Below are 23,747 nucleotides of genomic sequence, written 5' to 3'. Positions count from 1 at the left end.
CGACGGGGCCGGGTCGAACATCGCTAAGGTCTCAGCGCGGGGCGAGGATCATGATCATCTGCCGGCCCTCGAGCATCGGCTCGCTCTCGACCTTGGCGATCTCGGCCGTCTCGGTCTTGACGCGCTCCAGGAGGCGCAGGCCGATGTCCTGGTGCGCCATCTCGCGGCCGCGGAAACGCAGGGTCACCTTGACCTTGTCGCCCTCCTCGAAGAAGCGCTGAACCGACTTCATCTTGACGTCGTAATCGTGCTTGTCGATGCCGGGGCGGAGCTTGATCTCCTTCACCTCGACCGTCTTCTGCCGCTTGCGGGCCTCGTTCTGCTTCTTCTGCTCGTTGAAGCGGAAGCGGCCGTAATCGAGCAGCTTGCAGACGGGCGGCGCGGAGTTCGGCGCGATCTCCACGAGGTCGAGGCCGGCCTCCTCGGCGAGCGTGAGGGCATCGAAGAAGGCGACGACGCCCCGGTTCTGTCCGGTGTCGTCGATGAGCTGCACTTCGCGAACGCCGCGGATATCCCGGTTGGCGCGCGGCCCGTCCTTCTGCGGGGCCGGCATGGCTCTCATGGGTCTACGAATGGCTTTGATCTCCTGATGCAACGACGAAACGGCGGCCCGTGGCACCCCGTTCCGGGATACCCTGACCGCCGACCGCTCCGGCCAATCCCGGACGGCTTACCTTGGCCGAACCGTGCGGCAAGTCAACACATGGCTCTCAACACATGACTCTCAACCCATGCCGCCGCCTCGACGCGAAACGATGCCGCTCCTCGCGATGCGAACACCGTCTTCGCGATGTGAGAACCCGAATCGGCGTGGGCAAGATCCGCGCAGCGATCCGGCGTTCACGCGGATCGCTTCAGCAACCGGGCGTAGATCGCCAGGGTGTCGGCCACCATGCGCTCCAGCGAGAAGTTCGCCTCCACGTGCGCCCGCTCGCGCCGCGCCAGGGCGTCGCGGGCGCTGGCACCGAGCGACAGGGCCTCGCCGAGCGCCGCGGCGAGCGCGTCCGCGTCGCCCGCGGGCACGCGCCAGCCGGTGCGCTGGCCGGCCGGAACCTCGGGCGGGCTCAGCACCGTCTCGGGCACCGCGCCGAGGTCGGACACCACCACCGGCGTGCCCAGGGCCTGCGCCTCCACCGCCGAACGGCCGAAGGCCTCGGGCTCGACGGAGGGCACCGCCACGACGGAGGCCGCCCGGAAGGCCGCCGGCATGTCGCTGCAATGGCCGACCCGGCGCACGACGCCGTCGAGGCCGCGGGCGGCGACGAGGGCGTCGAGCTCGCGCTCGTAGGCGGCGCGCCCCTGCGGATCGCCCGCGAGGACGACCGCGAAGTCGGCGATCCCCTGCGCGCGCATCCGCGCGGCCGCCTCGATCAGGATGCGCTGGCCCTTCCAGGCGGTGAGCCGCGCGGCGAGCAGGATCACCCGCTCGTGCGGGGCCACGCCCCAGCTCCGGCGGAGCGCTTCGACCCGGCCCGCGCCGACCGCACCCGGGCTGAAGGCGGCGAGGTCGGTGCCGCGGTGGATCACCCGCACGCGGTCGCCCGCCTGCTCGGCGTGCAGGCTGCGGATCAGGTCGGCGGTGTAGTGCGAGTTGGCGATCACCGCGTCGCCCCGCGCCATCACCGAGTTGTAGAGCACCTTGACGCCGGTGCGGCCGGAATAAGCGCCGTGATAGGTCGTGACGAAGGGAAGCCCGAGCCGGCGCGCCGCGCCGAGCGCGACCCAGGCCGGCGCGCGCGAACGGGCGTGGATGATCTGCACGCCCTCGCGCCGGCACAGCCGCGCGAGGCGGCCGACGTTCAGGGCCATTGCCGCCGGGTTCTTCGACGCGGCCGGGAACGGCAGGCAGATCCCGCCCTTGGCCTGCAGCTCGCCCACGAGCCGCCCGCCCTCGGTGGCGACGAGGGCGCGCGCGCCCGCGGCCGCCAAGCCCGCCGCGATGTCGACCGTGGTCCGCTCGGCGCCGCCGGCATCGAGGGCGGGGATGATCTGGAGCACGCAGGTCCCGGCGAGCGGCGCGGCGTCACCTGGAAAACCGGACGCGGCGCGGATGTCCCCGTTCATGAACATGCCGCCGACGGGATCACCCCGGGGCATGGCGCGCCCGCACCCAACCTCATCGCAGCGTTCATTGTCCTAGGATCGCGGGTGCGCTTTACGGTTCGGTAAACGGATGCTGAAGGCGACGTGTTCAGGCTGGGAACGGAGAACGGGATGCGGGACGGCACGGTTGCAGACTTCATCACGGTCGGCGACGGCGCGATGCAGCGACGCATCGCTGTGCGCGTGCGCGACGGCAGCGGGCCGCCGGTCGTGTGGCTCGGAGGCTTCCGCTCGGACATGGGCGCCACCAAGGCGCGGGCGGTCGATGCCTGGGCAGCAACGGCCGGGCGCCGGTTCGTGCGCTTTGACTATTCCGGCCATGGGGAATCCGGCGGCGACTTCTCCGCCGCGACGATCTCGACCTGGCTCGCCGACGCGCAGGCGGTGCTCGCCGCCCACGCGCCGGAAGCGCCCGTGCTGATCGGATCGTCGATGGGCGGCTGGATCGCGTGCCTTGCCGCGCGCGTCCTCGCGGAACGGGGCGGCGCACCGCCGACAGGGCTCGTGCTGATCGCGCCGGCGCTCGACTTCACCGAGGACCTGATGTGGGACCGGTTCCCGCCGGAGGTGCGCGCGACGCTGGAGCGCGACGGCGTCTGGCTGCGGCAGAGCGCCTACGCGCCGGAGCCGGACGGGATCACGATGGCCCTGATCGAGGACGGCCGCCGCAACCGGCTTCTGACCGGCCCCCTCGACCTCGGCTGCCCGGTCCACATCCTCCAGGGCATGCAGGACCCGGACGTGCCCCACACCCACGCCTTCCGCATCCTCGACCGGTTGCCGGCGGCGGGCACGGTGCTGACCCTGATCGCGGATGGCGACCACCGCCTGTCGCGGCCGCAGGACATCGCGCGGCTGCTGTCGGCGGTGGCCGGGATGGGCGCCTGCCCGCTCAGTGCAGGCTGACGGGATGCAGGTCGTGCGCGGCCGCGTTGGCGAGGATCACGTCGCGCGAATCCGCGAGCAGGATCGGCGCGCCGCTCGCCGAGAGCAGGGCGAACAGGTCGAGGCCCGGGGTGAGCTGGGGGGCCTGGGGGAACAGGCGCATCACCTCGTCGGAGCGGATCGGCCGGACGTAGGCGATGTGGCCCTCGCCGAGCGTCGCGAGGTCGGCGGCGTCGAACTCCGCCGGATCGAGATCGGCGGGGGTGAGCGGGGAGGCGTTCAGTTCGGTCATGTCGTGCCCTCCTTCCAAGGCAGAGCAATCGGCCCAAGCGATCCCGTCGCGGTCGAAGACCTTCGGCGATCGTGGGCCCTGTCAGGGATGTGGTGTGTTCCGCGCCGGGATCAATCGCGCTCGACGATGGCGATCCGGCGCACCACCCGCTCGGGCTCGGGGCGGGCGAGGTCGATCGAGAGCAGCCCGTTGGAGAGGTCGGCGCCCAGCACCTCCATGCCGTCGGCCAGCAGGAACGCCCGCTGGAACTGCCGCGCCGCGATGCCGCGGTGCAGGAACAGCCGCTCCTTCTCCTCGACCTGCCGGCCGCGCACGACGAGCTGGTTCTCCTCCAGCATCACGTCAAGCTGATCGCGGGTGAAGCCGGCCACCGCCAGTGTGATCCGAAGCCGGTCGGGCTCCCGCTCCGTGCGGGCGAGCCGCTCGATGTTGTAGGGCGGATAGCCGTCGTTGGCCGCCTTGGAGACGCGGTCGAGGGCCTGCTCGATCTCGTCGAACCCGAGCAGGAAGGGGTGTCCGAACGGGGAGGGACGGGTCATCGGTGCAGGGTTCCTCATCCCGAGGCCCCGGGGCCGGACGGCCGATGGGCGCCTCGCTCCCGGAGCCCGCCCAGTGCAGCGCTCCATCGACCGGAACGGCCGGCCTGAGACGATATGAACGAGCCGAACCGCGCCATCAAGGGAACGCGGGCCGCGCGCGGGCTGCATCGGGGCCGGATCGATCCGTTCCGAGGTCGCTTCTCGGGAAAAATTGGCAATCGATACCGGGATCGATCGGCAATCCGGCACGGCGAAGCTTGGCCTCTGCCCGTAACAGTTTGGAATGGCTCTGATTTTCGGCGCAGCCCTTGATCCGCGTCCACCACCTCGGATACTTCCCCGCGGCGGGCGTCATGCGGGCCGTCGGAACCCGGTCCGGCGGACGCACCCACTTGCCGGAGGCTGAATGAACGCGCCGTCCCTGCCACCGCGCCACGACCGGATGCCGATGGTCTCGGAGGTTTGCGGCGACGACGCGGAGGTGCTGGCCCTGTCCGTCGCGCGGTTCGTCGCGGCCGGATACATAACCAGCGACGTCGCCCGCTGGGATGCGGCCTTCGACGGAGCGGAGCGCCTGCTCGGCGCCGCGGAGGGCGGACGGTTCGTCTCCTGCGTCGTCGGGATCGTGCGGGCGCTCCGGTCCGAGCGCGACGCGGAATGGTCGTTCATGCCGGCCACCTGCTGCCGGCTGACCGGGCACGAATGCGCCCTCGTCGGGTTGATCGGTCATGGCCGGCGCCGGCTCTGGGACGAGGTCGGGCTCGGCGCCGCAGCGATCACCGGGCGTGATGCGGCACCGCGCCTCGTCGCTGCGGTGCGGAACGCCGTCGCGGCGATCGATTCGGCGGCAGGCCGGCTCGGAGGCACCGCGCCGCGGCGACCGCGCGCGGCGCTGCACTGAGGAACCTGCAACGGCGATCCCGGCCTCGCCGTTGTGTCTGCCAACCGGGCCGGCGCGCCTCGTCGCCCGGACGGGACGCTGAGCGTCGAAGGAGTTGATGACGTGTCGATGGTACAGGTGCGCGGACGGGGTATGCCCCTCTACCGGCTGAAGATCTGGCGGCTCGCCCTCGACACGGCGGCCTGCCTCGCGCTCTCGCTCGTGTTCGTCGTGTCGTTCCTCGCCTCGGCGCTGGCGCAGGACGCGGCGCCCGCCGAGAAGGCCCCTCCGATCAAGCTCCAGCTCAACCGCATGGAGTCCGCGGGCGAGGCCTGCCGGGCGACGATGCTCGTGGACAACAGCCGCGGCACGCCCCTGAAATCCTACAAGATCGATCTGTTCGCCTTCGACACGGACGGCATCGCGCAGAAGCGCGTCGCCGTCGAGCTCGGACCGATCCCGGCGCGCAAGACGACCGTCAAGATCTTCGACTTCCCAGGCATCGCCTGCGCGAAGGTCGGCCGGGTCCTGCTCAACGACGTCCTCGCCTGCGAGGGCCGCGACGCCTGCCTCGAGCACACCGAGACCGAGACCAAGGCGAGCGTGTCCTTCGACCGCTGAGCCGCCGAACGCCGAGATCAGAACCGTGCGCCGGATCGCCCCGGCGGGCGGTCCGCGGCCCCCGCCGCTTCCGATTTGAGACACGAGGCCGAGATGGATCCGACAGCCGCCCCGATCGACGCCGGCCCCGACTTCTCGTTCGTGGGCCTGTTCCTGCAGGCCGATCCGATCGTGAAGGGGGTGATGATCCTGCTGGCGGTCGCCTCGCTCGCCTGCTGGACCGTGATGTTCGAGAAGATCATCCGGCTTGCCGCCGCGCGGCGCCAAGCCAAGGCCTTCGAGGCGCTGGTGCGCTCCGGCGGGAGCCTGGAGGGCGATCAGAAGGGCATCGCCGCGCACATCGTCAGGGCGGCGCTCGACGCGTGGCGCGACCAGGACCAGACCGAGACCCGGGCCGAGCGGCGAGACCGCATCGAGCGGGCCATGCGCGGGGCGCTCGGCGTCGAGGTCAAGCGCCTCCAGACCGGGTTGTCCCTGCTCGCGACCTCGGGCTCGACCGCGCCCTTCGTGGGCCTGTTCGGGACGGTGTGGGGCATCATGAACTCCTTCTCGTCGATCGCGCGGAGCCAGGACACCTCGCTCGCGGTGGTGGCGCCGGGCATCGCGGAGGCGCTGTTTGCGACCGCCATCGGCCTCGTCGTCGCGATCCCGGCGGTGATGGCCTACAACAAGCTCGCCAACGACGTCGGCCGGGTCCAGACCTCGTTCGTCTCCTGCATCAACGTGCTCGGCAACCGCCTCGCCCGCGACCGCGCCGGCCAGCACCGCGCCGCCGCCGAGTAGGCCGGGCCGGACATCCGCTCCGACGCGCCGGCCGGTCCCCGAGGACGGCCGGTCCTCATTTTCCGCTGCGGCGGCCGTGCGCGGCTCGGCCGCCGATCCCGGAGGACGCCGCATGGCGATGGGTACGATCCGCGCGAGCGGTTCCGACGACGGGGACGACCTCGGCACGGCGCCGATGTCCGAGATCAACGTCACCCCGATGGTCGACGTGATGCTGGTGCTGCTGATCATCTTCATGGTGGCGGCGCCGCTGATGACGACGGGCGTTCCGGTGCAGCTTCCGAAGACCGCCGCGGCCAAGGTCGCGCAGTCGAAGAAACCGATGGAGGTCACCATCGACAAGGAGGGCAAGCCGTCGATCGCCAAGGAGGTCTTCACCAGCGAGACCCTGGTGCCGCGCCTGCGCGCGATGGCCGCCGTCGACAAGGATCAGGTCGTGCTGGTGCGCGGCGACCGGGAGGTCCCGTACGGCAAGATCATGGAGGTGATGGGTCTCGTCGGCCAAGCCGGCTTCACCAAGGTCTCGCTGATCGCGCAGGCTCCGGGCGGAGCGGCGCCGGCCGCGGCCCCGTCCGGCGGGGCGGCGCAGTAAGCCATGGCCGTCGTCGTCAGCACCGGAGGCGGTCCCGAGCCTCGCGCATCGGGCCTCCTGCCCGCGTTCCTCGTCGCCCTCGCGCTGCATCTGGCGGTGCTGGCCGGCCTCGCGGTGTTCAAGCTGACGCCGCCGGCGCCTCCCGGCGAGCAGCAGGTCTCGATCGATCTCGCCCCGCTCATGACCGAGGCCGAGACGCAGGCGCCGAGCGAGCAGCAGATGAGCGAGGCCGCGCCACCGGAGACGAAGCCGGTCGAGGAGCCGACCGAGGCCGAGCCGACCAAGCCGCCACCGGAGGTCGCCGAGGTGAAGCCCGACGAGGCCGTCGCCGAGCCGCCGCCGGTCCAGGCGGTCACCGAAGCACCGCCCGACGCGGTCCCGGTCACGCCGGAGAGCCAGGTCATCACGTCGACGGCCGAGCAGGCCGAACCGCTGGCGCCCCCGCCCCCCGCACGCGCGCAGGCGCCCGAGAAGCCCGTCGAGGCCAAGCCGGTCCAGCCCAAGCCCGACCTCGCCAAGCTCAAGGCGGAGCGCGAGGCGAAGATTCGGGCGGCCAAGCGGCGCGAGCAGATCGAGGAGGCGCGCCGCGAAGCCGCCGAGGAGCGCGTCGAGGCGGTCCGCGAGGCCAGGGCCAAGGCGGCGCGCGAGGCGCGGGCGAAGGCGGCCCCGGCGCGCCAGGGCGCCGACACGCGGAGCTCGGCCTCGGCCTCGCGCCAGAACGCGGCGGGACAGGCTGCTGCCGGCAACGATCCGAGCGCGATGCGGCAGTGGACCGGGGCGATCAGCTCGGCGATCCACAGCCGAATGAATCCGGGCGCTGCCAACGGCACCGCGGGGGGCACCGCGATGGTGCGCTTCACGGTCCTGCGCTCGGGACAGGTGACGAGCGCGGGCGTCGCGCGCAGCAGCGGCGTCGGCCAGATCGACAGCGCGGCGCTGGGCGCGGTCCGCGGCAGCCTGCCGGCCGCGCCTTCGGGCGTGACGCAGCAGAGCCTCTCGGTCACCATCCCCTTGAACTACCGCGTCCGCTGACGGCGCCGGCCCGCGAAGCGCGCGCGGATGACGGAGCTTCGACGCGCAAACCGAGGACGCGGGATAACGTCATCGGACTCCGGCGGCGCGGCGACCTTGGCATTCGCCTTCGACGGCAGCCTCATGCTACAAACCGGGTTATTCCGCACGTCGCCCCCGGAGCGCGATGGACTGGCGGAGACGATGAGAACCGGCCGCCCACCCACTGTCCGGGCGCGCCGGACCTGCCCCTTCCGACGATTCCGACGCACGCTCCCGCGTGACGACGGATCGTCGCGCCGGAAGCGGGACGGGACGAAAGGGATGCGATGAGCGACGAGATCGATACGGGCACGGACACCGAGGACGAGGTCAGGACCCCGGAAGAGGAAGCCAAGCACAAGGCCGAGGAGAGGGCCGAGCGGGCCGAGCGGGCCGAGCGCATGCAGCGCGAGGGCGCCCAGGCGATGGCCGAGCACTTGGCCTCGATCAAGGCCGTGGACGAGCGCACCACGCGCCTGCGCGCGCTGCGGCTGGCCAAGGAAGCCGCCGACGCTCAGGCGAAGGCCGCCGAGGTGAAGCCGAAGACCAAGGCCGCCCTCGCCAAGGCTGCGAAGGCCGCCGCCGAGGCGCCGGTCAAGACGGTCTCCGCCAAGACCTCCGCCAAGTCCGGCAAGAAGGCTTAGAGGGGCAGCGATGGCCTACGACCGGAACCGTCGCATCACCGATCCGCGGCAGGCGGCCGAGGCCGCCTTCAAGGCCGCGACGACCGCCAAGCCCGTGCCGGAGCCGGAGCCTGAACCGAGGGCCGCACAGGCCGCGCCCGGCGCGCGCGAATCGGTGACCCTGCGCATCGACAGCGGCGTGCTCGCCCATTTTCAGAAGGATGGGCCGGGCTGGCAGGACCGCATCAACGACGCGCTGAAGCGGCTGGTCGGCGCCTGACCGGGCTGCGGCTCGCGGACCCGGCGCGCACCGGCAGGGTCACCGCGCCGATCGCCTGAGCCGGTTCACCGCACCGTCCAGCGCGCCGAGGAAGCCCGATCGATCGCGGGCCGAGAACGGCCGCGGACCGCCCGTGACGGCGCCCGCCTCGCGCAGGTCCTGCATCAGGTTGCGCGTGGCCAGCGCCAGGCCGACCGAGGCGTCGGTGAACGGCTTGCCGTTCGGGCCGAGCACCGTGGCGCCCGCCTTCACGCAGCGGCTGGCCAGCGGCACGTCGGCGGTGACGACGATGGCGCCGGGGGCGGCGCGCTCGGCGATCCAGTCGTCGGCGGCGTCGAGGCGGTCGCTCACCACCACCCGTTCGATCCAGGGCTCGCGCGGCACCTTGAGGAGGCTGTTGGCGACGACGTAGACGTGCAGCCCGTAGCGCGCGGCGACCCGGTAAGTCTCGTCCTTGACCGGGCATGCATCCGCGTCGAGGTAGATCGCGATCGCGCGACTCACGGCGATCCCGTCACGGCGCGCGCTCCGGCGCGGACTTGAGCGAAGACTTGGGCAAAGACTTGGGAACGAGGCGGGCTGAGACGCTCAGCGCCATCAGCAGCACCCCCAGGGCGAACTGGCCCTTCTCGATCTCGCCGCCGATCGACACGACGACCGCCCGACCGATGAGGAGGAGCCCGAGGAGCGGCAGACCGTAGCGCAGCAGCAGGCGAAGGGCCGTGAGGAGGGGCGCCGCGGGGCGGCGGGACGCTCCGCTCATCGTGCGGCCCTGCGCGCCGGCGCCAGTTCGATCGCGGGCCGGGGCGGCGCATCGGCTGCCCGCTCCAGGACCGCAACCGAGAGGGGCTGGCCGCGGCCGCGCAGGGCGTGCGCCCCCAGCGAGCGAGCCCTGATCCCGGGGGGCAGCGCGTCGAGCCGGTCGAGCAGATCCTGCGAGATCAGGATGCCGGCGCGCAGCGGCCGGCACAGGGCCTCGATGCGGGCGGTCACGTTCACGGCGTCGCCAAAGTAGGCGATCTTGTGCCGGTCGACGCCGACCTCCGCGGTCACGACCGAGCCGCCGTGGAGCGCCGCGCGCAGGCGCGGAACGGCGCCGAAGCGGGCGGTCCAGGCGGCGGACTCGGCCTCGATCCGGTCGAGGACGTCGAAGACGCACGCGACGCAGCGCGCATCCTTCAGGCCGCGCCGCATCGGCCACGTGATCATCGCCATGTCGCCGATGTAGTCGTCGGTGGAGCCGGCGTTGCGCCGCACCGGCTCGGCCAGCGCGGCGAAGATGGCGCCGAGGTGTTCCTGCGCCCTCAGGTCGCCGTGCGTCTCGGCGAAGGCCGTCGAGCCGACGACGTCGAGGAACAGGAAGATGCGCTCCTCCCGCACCGGCTTGTGGTAGCGTCCGACCAGGAAGTTCACGAAGACCTCGCCGCCGATCAGGTCGCGCATCCGCACGACGAAGACGAGGAGCGCCGAGACCGCCAGCGAGTAGGCCAGCACCCGCGGCGTGATCCGCACCGCCGAGGCGAGGGTCTCGCCGGTGAGCCCGAACGCCCAGACGACGAGGCCGCCGAGCGCGCAGCCCAGCGCGATCATCAGCACGTAGAGCAGTTCGGCCGCGGGCACGTAGAGCATCGCCGGCAGCCGCCGCAGGCGGGTCTGGAGACCCGACAGGATCAGGCCGCGGTCGAAGGCGAGGACCGTCGCGCCGACGGCGAGGCCGTAGATCAGCGCGGCGAGCAGCGACGTCCCGCCGACGAACACGAGGTTGTAGACCATGCCCGCGCCCCCCGACGCGACCAGGATCAGGCCCCAGAACCAGCGGTGCTGCGGCAGCATCAGCGCGCCGCCCGGGCAGAGCCGGCCGAGCGGGCGGGACCGGCACGGCGCAGGTCCGCGCGCCGAACGGACGCCGCGCGGGCCGTTGCGTGGACGCTGCGGGCGCCGCGTCCGTCGGCTCGCGTACCGGTCTCGTTCGTCTGGGAGGGCGCCTGCGTCACGTGAGCCGTCCATCGCACCCGAGAACGCTCTCGGCCCCCCGCGCCGCGGCGCGATCCGAGGATCGGACGGGGACGCGAGCCTGAAGTCCTGGTCCGGGTCGGCGCCCGGCCCATTGCTCATCCCCCTATGATGGCGCGATTTGGGCGTCGGCGCCACAGGTTCGTCCATCGCCGGCGGATACGGCGCGGAAGCGAGACGGCGACGGCGGTCGCCGCATCGGTCGAACGTCCCCGGACCAGGAGCCTGACCATGCGCGCAAGACCCTTCGGCAAGACCGGATTTCGCGTCCCCGTCATCGGCCAGGGCACGTGGCGGATCGACACCGCCCGCCGGGACGACGCGGCGGCGGCGCTCCGGGCCGGGATCGCGGCCGGAATGGCGCACATCGACACCGCCGAGATGTACGGCGACGGCGAGGCGATCGTCGGCGCGGCGATCGACGGGCTTCGCGACGCGGTCTTCCTGGTCTCGAAGGTCGTGCCCGGCAACGCCACCCGCCGCGGGGTCGTCCGGGCCTGCGAGCAGTCCCTGCGCCGCCTGGGGACGGACCGGCTGGACGCCTACCTGCTGCACTGGCCCGGCAGCCACCCGCTCGAGGACACCATCGCCGGCTTCGAGGACCTGCGGCAGGCGGGCAAGATCCTGTCCTGGGGCGTCAGCAACTTCGATGTCGACGACCTCGAACGTGCGCTGCGCATCGTCGGCCCCGGCCGCATCGCCTGCAACCAAGTGCTCTATCACCTCGGCGAGCGGGCGATCGAGCACGCGGTGCTGCCGTGGTGCGCCCGGAACGGCGTCGCGCTGGTCGGCTACGCGCCGTTCGGCAGCGGCGACTTCCCCGATCCGGCCAGTGCCGGCGGCCACGTGCTCGCGCGGATCGCGCAGGTCCACGACACGACGCCCTACGCCGTCGCCCTGGCCTTCCTCACCCGCCTGGAGGACACCTTCACGATCCCGAAGACCGGCCGCCCGGCCCGCGCCGTCGAGAACGCCGGGGCGGGCGCGCTGCGCCTCAACGCCGCCGAGACCGCGACGATCGACGCTCAGTTCCCGCGCGGGCCGCGCCGCCGGAGCCTGCCGATGCTGTGACAGAGCGCGTCACCGGAAAATCTCGGTCGGCGCGCGGGTTCCCTCTCCCGCACGGGAGAGAGGACCCGCGCGATCCGGCATTCCTCGTGATCCGACGGTGGATCATCCTTGGACGGCACAGGCGGCGCCGGAGGGCAATCGCGCCGCGCGAGGGGTCAGGCGCGGCAGGCGACCGACACGGCATCGGCCGCGGACGTCACCGCCGACCGGACCCGGTTGCGGCCGGCGCGCTTGGCCGCGTACAGGGCCGCGTCGGCCTCGGCGAAGAGCGTGCCGGGCCCGTCGAGGGCACTCGGGGTGCGGTGGGCGAGGCCGATGCTGATCGTCGCCACGCCGCCGATGTCCGGAGCATGCGGGATCTGCAGGTCGACCACCGCCCGGCGGATCTGCTCGGCCACGGCCCGGGCCGCATCCGGTTGCAGGTCCGGCAGGATCACGGCGAACTCCTCGCCGCCGATCCGGCAGGCGATCGCCTCGATGCCGTCGAGGTGCCGGAGCATGCAGCCGGCCACCGCCCGAAGCACCTCGTCGCCCCGGGGATGCCCGAAGCGGTCGTTGAACTGCTTGAAATGGTCCGTGTCGAGGAGCAGCAGCGCGATCGGCCCCCGGATGCGGACGGCGCGGCGCCACGCCTTCGCGAACGCGTCGTCGTAGCGCCGACGGTTGGGCAGACCGGTGAGGCTGTCGGTCAGCGCGAGCCGCGACAGCTCGGCGTTCGCCGCGCGGGAGGAGATCTCGGCCCCGGCGCGGCGGGAGATCTCCCGCTGAAGGACGAGGGTCAGACCCAGGGTCACGATGCTGAGGCCGGCGATCAGGCTGGCGATCATGGCGGCCTTGGACATCCATCCGGCCCGGATGCCGTCGACGCCGACCGCGACGTTGACGAGGAGCGGCAGGTCCTTGAGGTTGGCGAAGGCGTAGAGACGGCGCGTGCCGACGAGCGGCGACCAGCCGACGAACAGGCCGCGCGCACTCGCGCGGAACCGCCCGTAGCTCTCGCCATCGGCGATGCTCCGGCCGACGCTGGCGGCGCTGTAGGGCTCCTTGACGAGGAGCCTCCCGTCGGCGTGCAACAGGTTGATGGCGCTGCCCTCGGCGATGTGCAGGCGGGCGAACAGGGCCTGGAAGTGATCGAGGAAGATGGCACCGATCACGATGCCGCCGAAGGAACCGTCCGGATTGGTGATGCTGCGGCTCATCGACATGATCGGCCTGCCGGTCAGGCGGGACGGGCGAGGCCCGGATATGACGAGACCCGCGGCGGGATCGGCCCGGTGGGTCGCGAATTCGGGCAGATCGGCGAAGGATTGACCGGTGGGCATCCCTGGATCGGAGGTCAATCGGACTTGTCCCGCGGCATCGGTCACGGCGATCAGGCCGAGCCCCGAAGCGGTCGCGGCGCGCTCGAAGAGGACGAGCCGCCGGATTTCAGGATGCAGCGCCCCGACGTCCGCCCGCGCCGCCCTCTCGGCGGCGGCCTGCAGGGAGAGGTCGTACATGGCCACGGTCTGCGCCACGCCCTCCTCGATCAGTGTCAGGAGGTTCTCCGCATTCTGCTCCGCCTGCCGCCACGTCCCGTCCCGCAGGTCGCGGATCAGGTAGGCGCCGAGCAGGATCAGGCAGAGCGTGACGCCGAGGCCGAGGCAGGCGATCAGGCGCGAGGCGCGGTCGTTCAGAAGGTGCGCCAAGGCGCGCGTCCATGTGGAGAGCATAGGACCCGAGTTCATTGCTTCCGTACTAGCCGAGCTTTGCCTGCGAGTCCTTGTATTGATGGTGTGCCAGCGCCCCTAATTCGGGGCGACGCAGGAGTATGCTCAACGAAGCGTTGTGCCGAACATACGGACGGCCGGACCTCGCAGCCGCGGCCGGGCCCGGGGGCTTTGCCGCGTCGCGTTCCGGGAGGGCCGAAGGTTCAGGGCGTTCCGCGAAGCGCCCGTGGCCCCGGCGCGCCGCGCGCGCCGGGGCCGGGGCGTGGACCTTCCGTGAGAGCCCCTCATTCGCCCAGGCCGAACAGCTTCTCGATGAAGTTGCGGTCGTCGCGGCTCGGGCCCTGCTGGCGGCGGGCACCCTGGGCCGGGGGCTTCGGGGCGGGCGGCTCGCCGAGCAACTGGCCGAGCAGGCCGCCGGGGCTGCCGGCGCTCGCCACCGACGCCGTGGTCTCGGGGGCCTTGCGCCACCGGTTCAGGCCCGGAAGCGGCACGGGGGTCTGACCTCTCAGCGCGACGCCCATGTAGGTCTTCCAGATCTCGACGGGCAGGTTGCCGCCCGACGCCTTCTTGGTGGGCTCGCCGTCGTCGTTGCCGAGCCAGATGCCGGTGACGAGGCTGCCCGAGTAGCCGATGAACCACGCATCGCGGAAATCCTGGCTCGTGCCGGTCTTGCCGGCGAGATCCCAGCCGGGGATGTCGCCCTTCCTGGCGGTGCCGATGACGAAGGTCTCGTGCATCATCGCGTTCATCATGCCGACGGCGTTGGGCTCGATCACCCGCCCGAGGCCGCCTTCGCCGCGCTTGTAGAGGACCTTGCCGTCGGTGCCCTTCACGGCTGCGACGACGTAGGGGATCACGCCCGTGCCGCCGTTGGCGAAGGCCCCGTAGGCGCCGACCATCTCCAGCGGCGTCACCTCGGAGGTGCCGAGCGCGATCGAGCCGTTGGCCTGGAGCGCCGAGGTGATGCCGAGGCGCTGGGCCGTCTGCACCACGGCCTTCGCCCCGACCTCCTGGCCGAGCCGGACCGCGACCGTGTTCAGCGACAGCGCCAGCGCCGTGCGGAGCGTGACGGCGCCCTCGTACTGGTGCGAGTAGTTCTCCGGTTGCCAGTTGCCGATCCGGATCGGCGCGTCCTCGCGCACCGTGTCGGGCGTGGCGCCGCGCTCGACGGCCGCGAGGTAGACGAAGGGCTTGAACGCGGAGCCCGGCTGGCGCTTGGCCGTGGTCGCCCGGTTGAACTGGCTCTGTGCGTAGTCGCGCCCGCCGATCAGCGCCCGGATCGCCCCGTCCGGGCGCATCGAGACGAGCGCTCCCTGGCCCACGTTGTAGCGGGCGCCCTTGGCGTTCAGCTCGTCGACCAGGGCCCGCTCCGCGACGCCCTGGAGGGCCGCATCGACGGTGGTCTGCACCACGATGTCGCGCTCGAACGTGCCGACGAAGTCGTCGAGCACGTCCATCACGAGGTCGGCGACGTAGTTGGCCGAGCCGCCGCCGCGGGTGCTCGCGGGCCGCGCCGGCTGGGCGAGCGCGACCTTCGCATCCTGGGCGGTGATGAAGCCGAGCTCCTGCATCGCCGCGACCACCTGGGCGGCGCGCGCCTGGGCGGCCGGCAGGTTGCGGTTCGGCGCCAGCCGCGAGGGCGCCTGGACGAGGCCGCCGAGCATCGCGGCCTCCGCGACGCTGACGCCCTTGGCGGGCTTGCCGAAGTAGCGCTGCGCCGCCGCCTCGACGCCGTAGGCGCCGGCGCCGAAGTAAACCCGGTTGAGGTAGAGTTCGAGCAGCTCGTCCTTGGTGTACTTGTGCTCCAGCCACAGGGCGAGGATCGCCTCCTGGATCTTTCGCGAGGCCGAGCGCTCGGGCGTCAGGAACAGGTTCTTGGCGAGCTGCTGCGTCAGGGTCGAGCCCCCTTGCGCGACGCCGCGCCGGGTCAGGTTCTGCCCGACGGCGCGCAGGATGCCGACCGGGTCGATGCCCATGTGGCCGTAGAAGCGCCGGTCCTCGATCGCCACGAAGGCGCGGGGCAGGTAGGGCGGCAGCTCCTTGATGCCGACCACCCGGCCGCCGGTCTCGCCGCGGTTGGCCAGGAGCGAACCGTCGGAGGCCAGGATCGCGATGTTCGGCGGGCGCTTCGGGACCGCGAGCTGATCGATCGGCGGAAGCTGCGAGGCGTGATAGGCGACGAGGCCGGCCAGCCCGATGACCGCCCAGAGCCCGAGCACCACGCCGGCGTAGACCATCCGCCCGAGGAGCGACCGGCGTCCGGCCCGGCGCGGCGGCGATCCGCGCCGTGCGCCGCCCTTCGCGGCGGGCGCCGCCTTGCGGCCGCGCTGCCCGTCGTCCCGCCGTCGTCCCGCGTCCGCCACGCCGCCCCCCGCGCGATCCTCGCGGGACAGGCGCAGGTCGAGGCCGCTCCGAGCCGCGGCGCGCCCCTCGGGCACGTCGAAGTTCGGCTCGCCCCGGCCGGCCCGTCCGCGTCCGTTCGCCATGCGTCCCGTTCGTCCTCAGGCCCCGTCGCGCAGCGCCGCGCCGGTCGGACGCGGAGCCGGTCACCGAGCGGCCCGGTACCGCACGGTAAATGCGGCGGGTTTAAGGGGTGTTAACCGCGCATGTTCAGAGTCCTTTTTCCATCAATGCGTTAGCTTTCAGCCGATGCCGTCGCGCTCGCCGTGCGCCCCGTGACGTGGGGGTATCCGCTCGAATGCGATGAGACCGGCACACCCTTGCTTCACGAATTTCATGCTGGGATGGAACGCGGAAGAGGGGCCGGGCATGGCCACCGCTGCCGCGCTGCGGGCCACCACGACGACGCAGCGCCTGCGCGACATGAGGATCTGAGCCATGGATGATCGCCGCATCTCATCGCGCCAGCGCGTCGACGAACGCGCCTCCATCGCGGTCGACGAGCACACGTCGATTCCCTGCCTGATCTTCGACCTGTCGCGCGAGGGCCTGCGCGTCGTGGCGCCCGAGGTGCAGGCGGTGCCGCGGGTCTTCCTGCTCTCCGCGCACCGCTTCAGCGAGGCTCAGGTCTGCCAGGTCGTCTGGCGGAAGGGCGAGGAGATCGGTGCCCGCTTCCGGACGCCGCTCGGCTGATCCCGACCGACACGTCGACCGTGCCCTCCGCCGGAGAACGTCCCGTGCGGGCCGGCCTACCTCGTCGAGAGCGTGTCCAGCGCCTGCAACCTCGTCCAGCGCACGTTCCGGCACCTGCGTAAGCCGGACATCATCACGCCTTTCCAAGTGGCATGCGATCGAGACCCCTGATCTGCCACGCCATCGACCACGTTCGGCCCGCCCGGCACCCGCCGCGGCGGGCTTTTTCGCGTGGAGGTGCGTTGTATGATCCGGCTTTTTGCGTTCTGCTCATCTATTTTCCGGATCAGATCGACCTGTGTCTGCAACGCAACAGGCGCAAGGCGCACCATGGTAGCAACCTCAGATCGTGCGCCATAGGCTTGCAACGCCTCGAAAAAAACGACTTTGGACTCATCCTTGCGCTCAATGGATTTCTTCTCACGCAATAAAGGCCTGAGAAGATAGATTAGAGAGCAATGTATTGTCTTACGTCGCACAACTCGGATATCCGTTTGTTCCCGATCTTCTAGGAGAGCAAGGCGGGGACGTGCGCGTGCTGTGTGCCGGCACGTGTCAGGTCGGCTGGCTCTTGGAGTACGCGCACGTTTCGCACGTCGCGGCGAGCATCATGCTGTACGAGTCGAGGCCGCAGAATCCAGCGCCAGATGTCGACCCCGATGACTTCGACCTGATCCTTGTGGCACCGACGCTGCGCTGCATTCTTAATGAAGTAACCGCAGGCCCTCAGACCGCTGGCGACATGACATTCGCTCGCCTCAGCAGCGTCGAGGAGAAGGACGCTTTACTCGACCGCTGTTCAGACATCCTGCGGTTGGAAGTCGGTAAATTTCACGCCAAGTTTCCCTCCAAGCCCATATTCTTCATGTCGCTCCTTGAGCCAAGTTTCAATTTCCTTGGCGGCGTCGTAGGTCGTTTCGACCCCTGCGCGCAGCACAATATAATCCGGCAAATGAACGAGCGTTTGTGTCAATTCCTCGAATCGACGCCCGACGCGTATTATTTTGACCTTAACGAATGCTTCAACTCTGTTGGCCGCGCACACCTTCAGGATGACATCTCCTATGGCGGTGCGCACGCGGCGCTGATCTCCGATTGGGACCTCGCGCTGGACCAGGATCGCCTTCAGCCTCCGTCGTCGCGAAGTGCGACTTTCCGCACAGCCAGCAACCTCCCTGTGCTTGCCACGGTGATCTGGCGCCAAGTCACAGATAACTACAGGGTCGTGCGTCAGAAGAATGCCATTAAGCTCATCGTCGTCGACCTTGATGACACGCTGTGGCGCGGCGTGGCAGCCGAAGAGGCCTACGAGCACTGGCGTCGTGTCGAAGGATGGCCGACGGGCTTCGTCGAGGCACTGCTGTGGTTCAAGCGCCGCGGCGGCTTGCTGGCTATCTGCAGCAAGAACGAGCGTGAGGCAACGCTTCAGCGCCTATTTCAAATTTGGAACGGAGCCTTGAGAGAAGACGATTTCGTCGCCATGGAAATCAGCTGGGATCGCAAGTCGGAGGGGGTCGCAGCTATTTTGAAGCAGGTAAATCTTCTGCCTCAGAGCGTATTGTTCATTGATGACAACCCGCGCGAGATTGATGAAGTTGTAGCGCGGTTCCCAGATATGCGAACCTTGAGCGCGGATAACTATGATTGGCGCAGGATTCTTCTGCGATCCCCCGAAACACAAGTCAGCACACTGACACCGGAATCGCAGCGGCGAACAGAAATGACGCGTGCAATTTTGGACCGCAGTCTCACGGCGACCGAGATGCCACGTGACGAGTGGTTACGGTCGTTGAGCCTCAAGCAAAATGTCCGTTTAGCCTCGACTTCGAACTTAATCGAGTTTGAGCGGGCGTTCGAACTCATCAACAAGACAAATCAATTCAACACGACCGGCAAACGATGGGATCGCGGAGAGTTGAGTCAGTTCCTATCGGAAGGAGGTCTATGTTTCGTGGCATCCGTCAAGGACAAGACGGTAGACAACGGTATCGTCTCTGTTGCTCTCATCAAGGGCGCGGAAATTGTTCAAGTCGTGCTGTCTTGCCGCGTGTTTGCGCTTGGCATTGAGATTGCAATGGGCTCCATCATCACCGATGTTGCCTTGCGGGCCGGGCCTGTTTCTTACGGTGTCATCGTGAAAACCGGGAAAAATTTAGCGTGCCACAAGTTCTTCGAGAGCATAGGTTTCGCGGCGGTCGGCGACCGTTTCGAGACATCGACAAGCTGTGAACCGCCGGAATGGATCGAATTGTCCGTTTCGATCCCTGAAGTCGCGACGTGATGCCAACACGGGCGGGTCTTCTCCATTCTGCCACTCCCACCGGATCCGCCCCAGTTCGAGAGAGGAGGGCGCGTCCTACCCGTCCTCCTCTCCATCCCGCCCGCTCAGGGCCGAGGGGATCACTTCCGCATGAGTTGGGAACGTAGAGCACGAGACGGCGGCGGTGGCGGTCGGGCGGTTTCATAGCCTCACCATCCAAGATAGCGGCCGATACCATGGATGGCACCATACAGGACAAGCACGACGATCACGACGGCACGGCAGATCGGGGCGCGGAACACATCAACGAATTCAATGGCTTATCGTTGGAGGGGCGTTAACCGGAGATTTTCAGAACGCGTTGTCCATCAACGACTTGGCTTTCGCGGACGTCGCTTCGTGACCTTGCGGACTTCGGTAAGCCCAGCAGCGTTTGTTAAGTCCTCGGAACCACGATCCACCCCGAGTCGAGCCCCAAGTGATCCCATGAGCGACAACCGACGCAGCGCACCGCGCAAGGATGCCTTCCGGGTCGCGAATCTCTCGGCGGACGGCCGTGCGGACGCCCTCGAATGCCTCATCTGGGACGTCTCGGAGACCGGTGCGCAGGTCGAGGTCGCAGCCGACGCCGTGGTGCCCGACCGGTTCACGCTTCGCATCACCGCCTACGAGCCGCCGCGGCGCTGCCGCGTGGTTCGGCGCGACGGCCGGCGGCTCGGGGTGCATTTCGAAGCCTGAGACCGGCTCAGGCCGGCTGAAGCGCGGCGTTGCGTGCGGGCCGCGCGCCGACGATGTGGAACGCCTTCGGGCGGACGAACAGGAAGCCTAGGGCGGTGCCGCGGATCGCACGCTCGAAGGCGAGCGGCACGATCACGGCCACGGCCATCACGATCAGGCTGGCAAGGCCGATATCGGCGATCAGCCCGGTCTTGACGATCAGCGTCCGGGTCGCGGCCATCGGCAGGAAAAAGGCGAGGTAGATCACGATCGAGCGGCTGCCGCAGGTTCTCAGCGCCGCGGTCATGGGGCCGCCGGCGCGCGTCGCCAGGGATGCCGCCGCGACGATGGCGAGCGCGCCGGCTCCGCCGAGGATCAGGCTCAGGAGCGGCAGGCTCGCGAGCGTCGGATAGCCGGGCAGGCTCGCCGGCGTGAAGGCGAGCCAAGTCTCGATCCCGGCCCAGAGCCCGAGGGCCGCGACGGCCGGCGCCGGGTTGCGCGCGACCCAGCCCGCCAGCGCGAAGATGCGCCCGGCGAAGAGGTATCCGGCCACGAAGTAGACGTAGCGGGCGCAGAACTCCTCCGCGAGGTAGGACGACGTCGCCACCGGCACGACCTGCAGCAGGGCGGCACCCGCGAGCAGCACGGCGGCGGGCACGCGGCGCAGCAGCTTGGTGACCACCGAGAACACCGCGAGCAGGTAGATGAACCACAGGGTCGAGTACGGCTCGACGAGCGCATGCAGAAGATGCGCGGCGAAGGCGCCGGGGCCGGCATCGCCCACGATCGCGGGATATTTCGCGAGCGACTGGATGATCACCCAAAGCCCGTAGAAATAGGCGAAGTGCACGACGCGGCGGTCGGCGAACAGGCGCCAGTCGCGGTCGATCACCCGGCCGACGAAGAGCCCCGAGAGCAGGAAGAAATCCGGGATCCGGAACGGCTTGGCGAAGGTCACGACGGTGTGGAGGAAGCCCTCGCCGCCCATCGCCTCGCCGGTGCCCAGCGTCGAATGCATCATCACGACGAGGAGAATGCAGATGCCCTTGGCGACGTCGACCCAGGCGAGCCGCAGCGCGTCCTCCGGTGCCGTCGCGCTCAGGTGCCCCGCCATCGCCGCCTCCACCGACCGTTCACGCGGCCGATGTTTCGCGTGCGCGGGTAAAGGGGGCGTGATCGCCGCCGCGCCGTCGCGCGGCATGCCGAACGGCCGGTAAACGCCCGGCCTAACGCTTCCGCTTGGCCCCGCGCCGGTCCCGCGTCAGGCGCGTGGCCGCGTGGAAGTCGTCGGGCTTGGTCCGCACCCAGGCGATGAAGCGGGCGAGTTCGGGATCGGCCCGCAGGGCGGCAACATCGGCGAGGCGGCGGGCGATCTCGGCCTCGCTGTGCCGGGCATGGATCGCCGAATGGCAGACCTGATGCAGGCGCACCGTGCCGCCGTGCGTCCCGCCCTTCAGCTTCGGCGTGAGGTGGTGCAGGCTGGAGCGGGCCCGCGGCGGGATCGGCCGCTCGCACAGGGGGCACACCGGATCGGCGGCGCCGAGGGCTGCCTCCGCCTCGTCCGCGCGCCAGCGCCGCTCGCGTCGCCCCACCGCTCCGATCCCCTCAGCGCCTCCGGACCCCGCGCGATATGGGATGCGGGGCGCGGGCCGGGAGGCGTCAGGGCGCCGCTGCCGCGCGAGGTCACCACACGGCGGCCTGCCCGTCGCGGCGAGGGTCGCTCGCGGCGACGTAGCCCTCGATGCCGGGGTCGCCCATCCGCCAGATGAACTGGCCGGCGCCGAAATCCTGGTAGCTGTCGTCGATCACCTCGACCGCGTGGCCGCGCGCCAGCAGGCCGTCGAGGGTCGCTGCCGGCATCGTGGCCTCGGCGTTGATCGCGAGGCCCTCGTTGACGCGCCAGCGCGGCGCGTCGCAGGCGGCTTGCGGGTTCTGGCCGTGGTCGATCATCCGCACGAGCGTCTGCACGTGCCCTTGCGGCTGCATGTTGCCGCCCATCACCCCGAAGCTCATCACCGGCGCGCCGTCCTTCGTCAGGAAGCCGGGGATGATGGTGTGGAACGGGCGCTTGCCCGGCGCGACGCAGTTGGGGCTCGCGGGATCGAGCACGAAGCCGTAGCCGCGGTTCTGCAGCGACAGGCCCCAGCCCGGCACCACCACGCCGGAGCCGAAGCCCATGAAGTTCGACTGGATGAAGCTGACCATCATCCCTGATTCGTCGGCCGCCGTGAGGTAGATCGTGCCGCCGCGCACCGGGTTGCCGGCGCCGAAATCCTGGGCGCGGCGCGGGTCGATCAGGCGCGCGCGCGCGGCCAGGTAGGCGTCGTCGAGCATCTGCTCCGGCGTGAGGTCCATCGCGCGGGAGTCGGCGACGTAGCGGTAGGTGTCGGCAAACGCGAGCTTCATCGCCTCGATCTGCAGGTGCTGGGCTTCCGGCCCGTCGGGGGCCAAGCTCGCCAGATCGAAGTTTTGGAGGATGCCGAGCGCGATCTGCGCGGCGATGCCCTGCCCGCTCGGCGGGATCTCGTGCAGGGTGTGGCCGCGGTAGTCCTTGGCGGTGGGCGTGACCCATTCCGGGCGGTAGGCGGAGAGGTCCGCGACCGTCATCGCGCCGCCGTTCGCGGCGGCGTGGCGCGCCATCGCCTCGGCGATCTCGCCCTCGTAGAAGGCGCGGCCCTTGGTCTCGGCCACCGCGCGCAGCGTCCGGGCGGCGGCCTTCAGGGTGACAAGCTCGCCGACATCCGGGGCGCGCCCGCGCGGCAGGAAGAAGTCCGAAAAGCCCGGCTGGCGCACGAGGTCGGGCACGCGGGCGGCCGCCGCCCACTTCTGCTGCACCACGATCGGCGCGAGGAGCCCGCGCTCGGCGATCTCGATCGCGGGCTCGAGCAGGTCGGCGAACGGCAGGCGGCCGAAGCGCTCGGAGAGCGCCACCCAGGCGCCGACCGCGCCGGGCACGGTCACGGAATCCCAGCCGCGCATCGGCGGGCGGGCGGCATCCGGCCCGTACTTCCTGTGGAAGTAGTCGCGGGTCCAGGCCGCGGGCGCCCCGCCCGAGGCGTTCAGCCCGTGCAACGCCTTGCCGTCCCAGAGGATGCAGAACGCGTCCGAGCCGAGGCCGTTGCTGCACGGCTCGGTCAGCGTCTTGGCGGCTGCGGTCGCGATCGCCGCGTCGACCGCGTTGCCGCCCTTCCACAGCATCCGGATGCCGGCCTGGGCCGCGAGCGCGTGCGAGGTCGCGACCACGTTGCGGCCGAACATCGGCATCCGGATCGAGGGATAGGCGGATGTCCAATTGAAATTCTGCGGCATCGGCGGTCCGTCGGAGGGGTCGGGTCGTAGCAGGCAGGATTCGTGCGCGCGATGCTTCGTGCGCTCCTTGGCACCGGTCAGCGCGCCTGCATGCGCAGCGCGCCGTCGAGGCGGATGGTCTCGCCGTTCAGCATCGGGTTGGCGACGATCGCCAGGACGAGGTCGGCGTACTCCTCCGGCCGCCCGAGGCGGGCGGGGAACGGCACCGCCGCCCCGAGGGTGTCCTGCACGGCCTCGGGCAGGCCGCGCACCATCGGCGTCGCGAACAGGCCGGGCGCAATCGCGCAGACGCGGATGCCGAGGCTCGCGAGCTCGCGCGCGGCCGGGAGCGTCAGCCCGACGACGCCCGCCTTCGAGGCGGCGTAGGCGGCTTGGCCAACTTGGCCCTCGTAGGCGGCGATCGAGGCCGTGGACACGATCACCCCGCGCTCGCCGCCATCGAGCAGTTCGAGCCCGGCGGCGCCCGCCGCTACGAGCCGCATCAGGTTGAAGCTGCCGATCAGGTTAACCTGGATCACCCGGGCGAAGGCGTCGAGCGAGGCCGGCCCGTCGCGCCCGACGATGCGCGCCGCCGGCGCGATGCCGGCGCAGTTGACGAGGATGCGGGCGGCCCCGTGCGCGGCGGCGGCGCGTGCCACCGCAGCCTCCGCGCTCCCGGCGTCCGCCACGTCGCAGGCGAGCCCGAGCCCGTCGATCTCCGCGGCGAGGGTGATCGCCGCCGCCCCGTCGAGGTCGAGGAGCGCGACCCGCGCCCCGGCGGCGGCCAGCGCACGGCCCGTCGCCGCACCGAGGCCCGAGGCTCCGCCCGTCACGATCGCCGCCAGACCCTGGACGTTCATGGCATTCTCCCGCGCGAAGGACCGTCCTCGACGCGCGGCCGAATCGCGGAGCCTTCCTCTACCGGATCGGGCGGACCGTGGAAGA

At 70.5% G+C, this 23,747-nt stretch carries 27 protein-coding genes; 12 read left to right on the top strand and 15 right to left on the bottom strand.

The window, feature by feature from the left end:
- Positions 1-31 precede the first annotated feature (31 nt).
- On the bottom strand, positions 32-553 hold the full coding sequence (gene infC / locus ACFE8Y_RS02125; RefSeq protein WP_375462735.1) for a translation initiation factor IF-3: 522 nt from the start codon (positions 551-553) through the stop codon (positions 32-34).
- Positions 554-840: 287 nt separating this feature from the next.
- Positions 841-2,064, bottom strand: a complete 1,224-nt coding sequence (locus ACFE8Y_RS02120; RefSeq protein ID WP_375462734.1) for a glycosyltransferase family 4 protein — start codon at positions 2,062-2,064, stop codon at positions 841-843.
- A 150-nt stretch (positions 2,065-2,214) separates the two neighbouring features.
- Between ACFE8Y_RS02120 and ACFE8Y_RS02115 the strand changes: the two genes are divergently transcribed.
- The gene (locus ACFE8Y_RS02115) at positions 2,215-3,009 is read left to right on the top strand and encodes an alpha/beta fold hydrolase (RefSeq protein WP_375462733.1); all 795 of its coding nucleotides are present in this window, start codon (positions 2,215-2,217) and stop codon (positions 3,007-3,009) included.
- Here ACFE8Y_RS02115 and ACFE8Y_RS02110 read toward each other — a convergent pair.
- Together ACFE8Y_RS02110 and ACFE8Y_RS02105 are read right to left on the bottom strand one after the other, a co-directional pair.
- Entirely contained in the window at positions 2,996-3,280 is a 285-nt protein-coding gene (locus tag ACFE8Y_RS02110; RefSeq protein ID WP_375462732.1) for a DUF1150 family protein, read from the bottom strand. The genes ACFE8Y_RS02115 and ACFE8Y_RS02110 overlap by 14 nt on opposite strands.
- 110 nt (positions 3,281-3,390) lie before the next feature.
- Entirely contained in the window at positions 3,391-3,819 is a 429-nt protein-coding gene (locus ACFE8Y_RS02105) for an Hsp20 family protein (RefSeq protein ID WP_375462731.1), read from the bottom strand.
- Positions 3,820-4,225: 406 nt separating this feature from the next.
- Between ACFE8Y_RS02105 and ACFE8Y_RS02100 the strand changes: the two genes are divergently transcribed.
- From ACFE8Y_RS02100 to ACFE8Y_RS02070, 7 genes are all read left to right on the top strand, one after another.
- Entirely contained in the window at positions 4,226-4,720 is a 495-nt protein-coding gene (locus ACFE8Y_RS02100; protein ID WP_375462730.1) for a hypothetical protein, read from the top strand.
- A gap of 108 nt (positions 4,721-4,828) precedes the next feature.
- Positions 4,829-5,320: a Tat pathway signal protein gene (locus ACFE8Y_RS02095; RefSeq protein WP_375462760.1), complete on the top strand. Its 492-nt coding sequence runs from the start codon at positions 4,829-4,831 to the stop codon at positions 5,318-5,320.
- 93 nt (positions 5,321-5,413) lie between these two features.
- Positions 5,414-6,103, top strand: a complete 690-nt coding sequence (locus ACFE8Y_RS02090; protein WP_375462729.1) for a MotA/TolQ/ExbB proton channel family protein — start codon at positions 5,414-5,416, stop codon at positions 6,101-6,103.
- 112 nt (positions 6,104-6,215) lie between these two features.
- Positions 6,216-6,695: a protein TolR gene (tolR, locus tag ACFE8Y_RS02085; RefSeq protein ID WP_375462728.1), complete on the top strand. Its 480-nt coding sequence runs from the start codon at positions 6,216-6,218 to the stop codon at positions 6,693-6,695.
- A gap of 3 nt (positions 6,696-6,698) precedes the next feature.
- Complete coding sequence (locus tag ACFE8Y_RS02080) at positions 6,699-7,727, top strand: TonB family protein (protein ID WP_375462727.1); 1,029 nt, start codon at positions 6,699-6,701, stop codon at positions 7,725-7,727.
- A gap of 308 nt (positions 7,728-8,035) precedes the next feature.
- Complete coding sequence (locus tag ACFE8Y_RS02075; RefSeq protein WP_375462726.1) at positions 8,036-8,392, top strand: hypothetical protein; 357 nt, start codon at positions 8,036-8,038, stop codon at positions 8,390-8,392.
- A 10-nt stretch (positions 8,393-8,402) separates the two neighbouring features.
- Positions 8,403-8,651 carry a BrnA antitoxin family protein gene (locus ACFE8Y_RS02070; RefSeq protein ID WP_375462725.1) on the top strand — a complete coding sequence of 83 codons (249 nt, stop codon included), beginning with the start codon at positions 8,403-8,405 and terminating at the stop codon, positions 8,649-8,651.
- 39 nt (positions 8,652-8,690) lie between these two features.
- On the opposite strand, the gene ACFE8Y_RS02065 is transcribed toward ACFE8Y_RS02070, so the two are convergent.
- The 3 genes from ACFE8Y_RS02065 to ACFE8Y_RS02055 are packed head-to-tail and all read right to left on the bottom strand — an operon-like array spanning position 8,691 to position 10,484.
- Positions 8,691-9,155 (bottom strand): YaiI/YqxD family protein, encoded by a 465-nt coding sequence (locus tag ACFE8Y_RS02065; RefSeq protein ID WP_375462724.1) that lies wholly within the window; start codon positions 9,153-9,155, stop codon positions 8,691-8,693.
- A 10-nt stretch (positions 9,156-9,165) separates the two neighbouring features.
- Positions 9,166-9,414 (bottom strand): hypothetical protein, encoded by a 249-nt coding sequence (locus ACFE8Y_RS02060; RefSeq protein WP_375462723.1) that lies wholly within the window; start codon positions 9,412-9,414, stop codon positions 9,166-9,168.
- Positions 9,411-10,484, bottom strand: a complete 1,074-nt coding sequence (locus ACFE8Y_RS02055; RefSeq protein ID WP_375462722.1) for an adenylate/guanylate cyclase domain-containing protein — start codon at positions 10,482-10,484, stop codon at positions 9,411-9,413. Before ACFE8Y_RS02055 ends, ACFE8Y_RS02060 begins: the two co-directional genes overlap by 4 nt.
- Before the next feature lie 411 nt (positions 10,485-10,895).
- Between ACFE8Y_RS02055 and ACFE8Y_RS02050 the strand changes: the two genes are divergently transcribed.
- Positions 10,896-11,735, top strand: a complete 840-nt coding sequence (locus ACFE8Y_RS02050) for an aldo/keto reductase (protein ID WP_375462721.1) — start codon at positions 10,896-10,898, stop codon at positions 11,733-11,735.
- Between the two features lie 155 nt (positions 11,736-11,890).
- Here ACFE8Y_RS02050 and ACFE8Y_RS02045 read toward each other — a convergent pair whose 3' ends face one another.
- The 3 genes from ACFE8Y_RS02045 to ACFE8Y_RS02035 form a co-directional block, all read right to left on the bottom strand.
- Positions 11,891-13,423 carry a diguanylate cyclase domain-containing protein gene (locus ACFE8Y_RS02045; protein WP_375462720.1) on the bottom strand — a complete coding sequence of 511 codons (1,533 nt, stop codon included), beginning with the start codon at positions 13,421-13,423 and terminating at the stop codon, positions 11,891-11,893.
- Between the two features lie 305 nt (positions 13,424-13,728).
- Positions 13,729-15,930 (bottom strand): transglycosylase domain-containing protein, encoded by a 2,202-nt coding sequence (locus ACFE8Y_RS02040; RefSeq protein ID WP_375462719.1) that lies wholly within the window; start codon positions 15,928-15,930, stop codon positions 13,729-13,731.
- Between the two features lie 156 nt (positions 15,931-16,086).
- Positions 16,087-16,284, bottom strand: coding sequence for a hypothetical protein (locus ACFE8Y_RS02035; RefSeq protein ID WP_375462718.1), 198 nt, complete (start codon positions 16,282-16,284; stop codon positions 16,087-16,089).
- On the opposite strand from ACFE8Y_RS02035, the gene ACFE8Y_RS02030 reads away from it, so the two are divergent.
- The gene (locus ACFE8Y_RS02030) at positions 16,283-16,537 is read left to right on the top strand and encodes a PilZ domain-containing protein (protein ID WP_375462717.1); all 255 of its coding nucleotides are present in this window, start codon (positions 16,283-16,285) and stop codon (positions 16,535-16,537) included. The genes ACFE8Y_RS02035 and ACFE8Y_RS02030 overlap by 2 nt on opposite strands.
- Before the next feature lie 56 nt (positions 16,538-16,593).
- Here the strand turns inward: ACFE8Y_RS02030 and ACFE8Y_RS02025 are convergent, their stop codons facing one another.
- Positions 16,594-16,965, bottom strand: coding sequence for a hypothetical protein (locus tag ACFE8Y_RS02025; RefSeq protein WP_375462716.1), 372 nt, complete (start codon positions 16,963-16,965; stop codon positions 16,594-16,596).
- A gap of 182 nt (positions 16,966-17,147) precedes the next feature.
- Here ACFE8Y_RS02025 and ACFE8Y_RS02020 point away from each other — a divergent pair, with 182 nt between their 5' ends.
- Entirely contained in the window at positions 17,148-18,818 is a 1,671-nt protein-coding gene (locus ACFE8Y_RS02020) for an HAD-IIIC family phosphatase (protein ID WP_375462715.1), read from the top strand.
- A gap of 465 nt (positions 18,819-19,283) precedes the next feature.
- Entirely contained in the window at positions 19,284-19,535 is a 252-nt protein-coding gene (locus tag ACFE8Y_RS02015; RefSeq protein WP_375462714.1) for a PilZ domain-containing protein, read from the top strand.
- Positions 19,536-19,542: 7 nt separating this feature from the next.
- On the opposite strand, the gene ACFE8Y_RS02010 is transcribed toward ACFE8Y_RS02015, so the two are convergent.
- The 4 genes from ACFE8Y_RS02010 to ACFE8Y_RS01995 form a co-directional block, all read right to left on the bottom strand.
- Positions 19,543-20,628 carry an acyltransferase family protein gene (locus ACFE8Y_RS02010; protein WP_375462713.1) on the bottom strand — a complete coding sequence of 362 codons (1,086 nt, stop codon included), beginning with the start codon at positions 20,626-20,628 and terminating at the stop codon, positions 19,543-19,545.
- A gap of 112 nt (positions 20,629-20,740) precedes the next feature.
- Positions 20,741-21,106 (bottom strand): restriction endonuclease, encoded by a 366-nt coding sequence (locus ACFE8Y_RS02005; protein ID WP_375462712.1) that lies wholly within the window; start codon positions 21,104-21,106, stop codon positions 20,741-20,743.
- 91 nt (positions 21,107-21,197) lie between these two features.
- The gene (locus ACFE8Y_RS02000; RefSeq protein WP_375462711.1) at positions 21,198-22,823 is read right to left on the bottom strand and encodes a gamma-glutamyltransferase family protein; all 1,626 of its coding nucleotides are present in this window, start codon (positions 22,821-22,823) and stop codon (positions 21,198-21,200) included.
- Between the two features lie 77 nt (positions 22,824-22,900).
- Complete coding sequence (locus ACFE8Y_RS01995; protein WP_375462710.1) at positions 22,901-23,662, bottom strand: SDR family NAD(P)-dependent oxidoreductase; 762 nt, start codon at positions 23,660-23,662, stop codon at positions 22,901-22,903.
- Positions 23,663-23,747 lie beyond the last annotated feature (85 nt).

Origin of the sequence: uncultured Methylobacterium sp. (genome assembly GCF_964242245.1) — a bacterium.
Classification (GTDB): Bacteria; Pseudomonadota; Alphaproteobacteria; order Rhizobiales; family Beijerinckiaceae; genus Methylobacterium.
This window is presented reverse-complemented; position numbering and strand designations above follow the sequence as displayed.

Bases quoted from the DNA above. Each gene is read 5' to 3' on its own strand.
- infC (WP_375462735.1), bottom strand. From the start codon at position 553: ATGCCGGCCCCGCAGAAGGACGGGCCGCGCGCCAACCGGGATATCCGC.
- ACFE8Y_RS02120 (WP_375462734.1), bottom strand. From the start codon at position 2,064: ATGAACGGGGACATCCGCGCCGCGTCCGGTTTTCCAGGTGACGCCGCG.
- ACFE8Y_RS02115 (WP_375462733.1), top strand. From the start codon at position 2,215: ATGCGGGACGGCACGGTTGCAGACTTCATCACGGTCGGCGACGGCGCG.
- ACFE8Y_RS02110 (WP_375462732.1), bottom strand. From the start codon at position 3,280: ATGACCGAACTGAACGCCTCCCCGCTCACCCCCGCCGATCTCGATCCG.
- ACFE8Y_RS02105 (WP_375462731.1), bottom strand. From the start codon at position 3,819: ATGACCCGTCCCTCCCCGTTCGGACACCCCTTCCTGCTCGGGTTCGAC.
- ACFE8Y_RS02100 (WP_375462730.1), top strand. From the start codon at position 4,226: ATGAACGCGCCGTCCCTGCCACCGCGCCACGACCGGATGCCGATGGTC.
- ACFE8Y_RS02095 (WP_375462760.1), top strand. From the start codon at position 4,829: ATGGTACAGGTGCGCGGACGGGGTATGCCCCTCTACCGGCTGAAGATC.
- ACFE8Y_RS02090 (WP_375462729.1), top strand. From the start codon at position 5,414: ATGGATCCGACAGCCGCCCCGATCGACGCCGGCCCCGACTTCTCGTTC.
- tolR (WP_375462728.1), top strand. From the start codon at position 6,216: ATGGCGATGGGTACGATCCGCGCGAGCGGTTCCGACGACGGGGACGAC.
- ACFE8Y_RS02080 (WP_375462727.1), top strand. From the start codon at position 6,699: ATGGCCGTCGTCGTCAGCACCGGAGGCGGTCCCGAGCCTCGCGCATCG.
- ACFE8Y_RS02075 (WP_375462726.1), top strand. From the start codon at position 8,036: ATGAGCGACGAGATCGATACGGGCACGGACACCGAGGACGAGGTCAGG.
- ACFE8Y_RS02070 (WP_375462725.1), top strand. From the start codon at position 8,403: ATGGCCTACGACCGGAACCGTCGCATCACCGATCCGCGGCAGGCGGCC.
- ACFE8Y_RS02060 (WP_375462723.1), bottom strand. From the start codon at position 9,414: ATGAGCGGAGCGTCCCGCCGCCCCGCGGCGCCCCTCCTCACGGCCCTT.
- ACFE8Y_RS02055 (WP_375462722.1), bottom strand. From the start codon at position 10,484: ATGCTGCCGCAGCACCGCTGGTTCTGGGGCCTGATCCTGGTCGCGTCG.
- ACFE8Y_RS02050 (WP_375462721.1), top strand. From the start codon at position 10,896: ATGCGCGCAAGACCCTTCGGCAAGACCGGATTTCGCGTCCCCGTCATC.
- ACFE8Y_RS02040 (WP_375462719.1), bottom strand. From the start codon at position 15,930: ATGGCGAACGGACGCGGACGGGCCGGCCGGGGCGAGCCGAACTTCGAC.
- ACFE8Y_RS02030 (WP_375462717.1), top strand. From the start codon at position 16,283: ATGGATGATCGCCGCATCTCATCGCGCCAGCGCGTCGACGAACGCGCC.
- ACFE8Y_RS02035 (WP_375462718.1), bottom strand. From the start codon at position 16,284: ATGGCTCAGATCCTCATGTCGCGCAGGCGCTGCGTCGTCGTGGTGGCC.
- ACFE8Y_RS02020 (WP_375462715.1), top strand. From the start codon at position 17,148: ATGCTGTACGAGTCGAGGCCGCAGAATCCAGCGCCAGATGTCGACCCC.
- ACFE8Y_RS02015 (WP_375462714.1), top strand. From the start codon at position 19,284: ATGAGCGACAACCGACGCAGCGCACCGCGCAAGGATGCCTTCCGGGTC.
- ACFE8Y_RS02010 (WP_375462713.1), bottom strand. From the start codon at position 20,628: ATGGCGGGGCACCTGAGCGCGACGGCACCGGAGGACGCGCTGCGGCTC.
- ACFE8Y_RS02000 (WP_375462711.1), bottom strand. From the start codon at position 22,823: ATGCCGCAGAATTTCAATTGGACATCCGCCTATCCCTCGATCCGGATG.
- ACFE8Y_RS01995 (WP_375462710.1), bottom strand. From the start codon at position 23,662: ATGAACGTCCAGGGTCTGGCGGCGATCGTGACGGGCGGAGCCTCGGGC.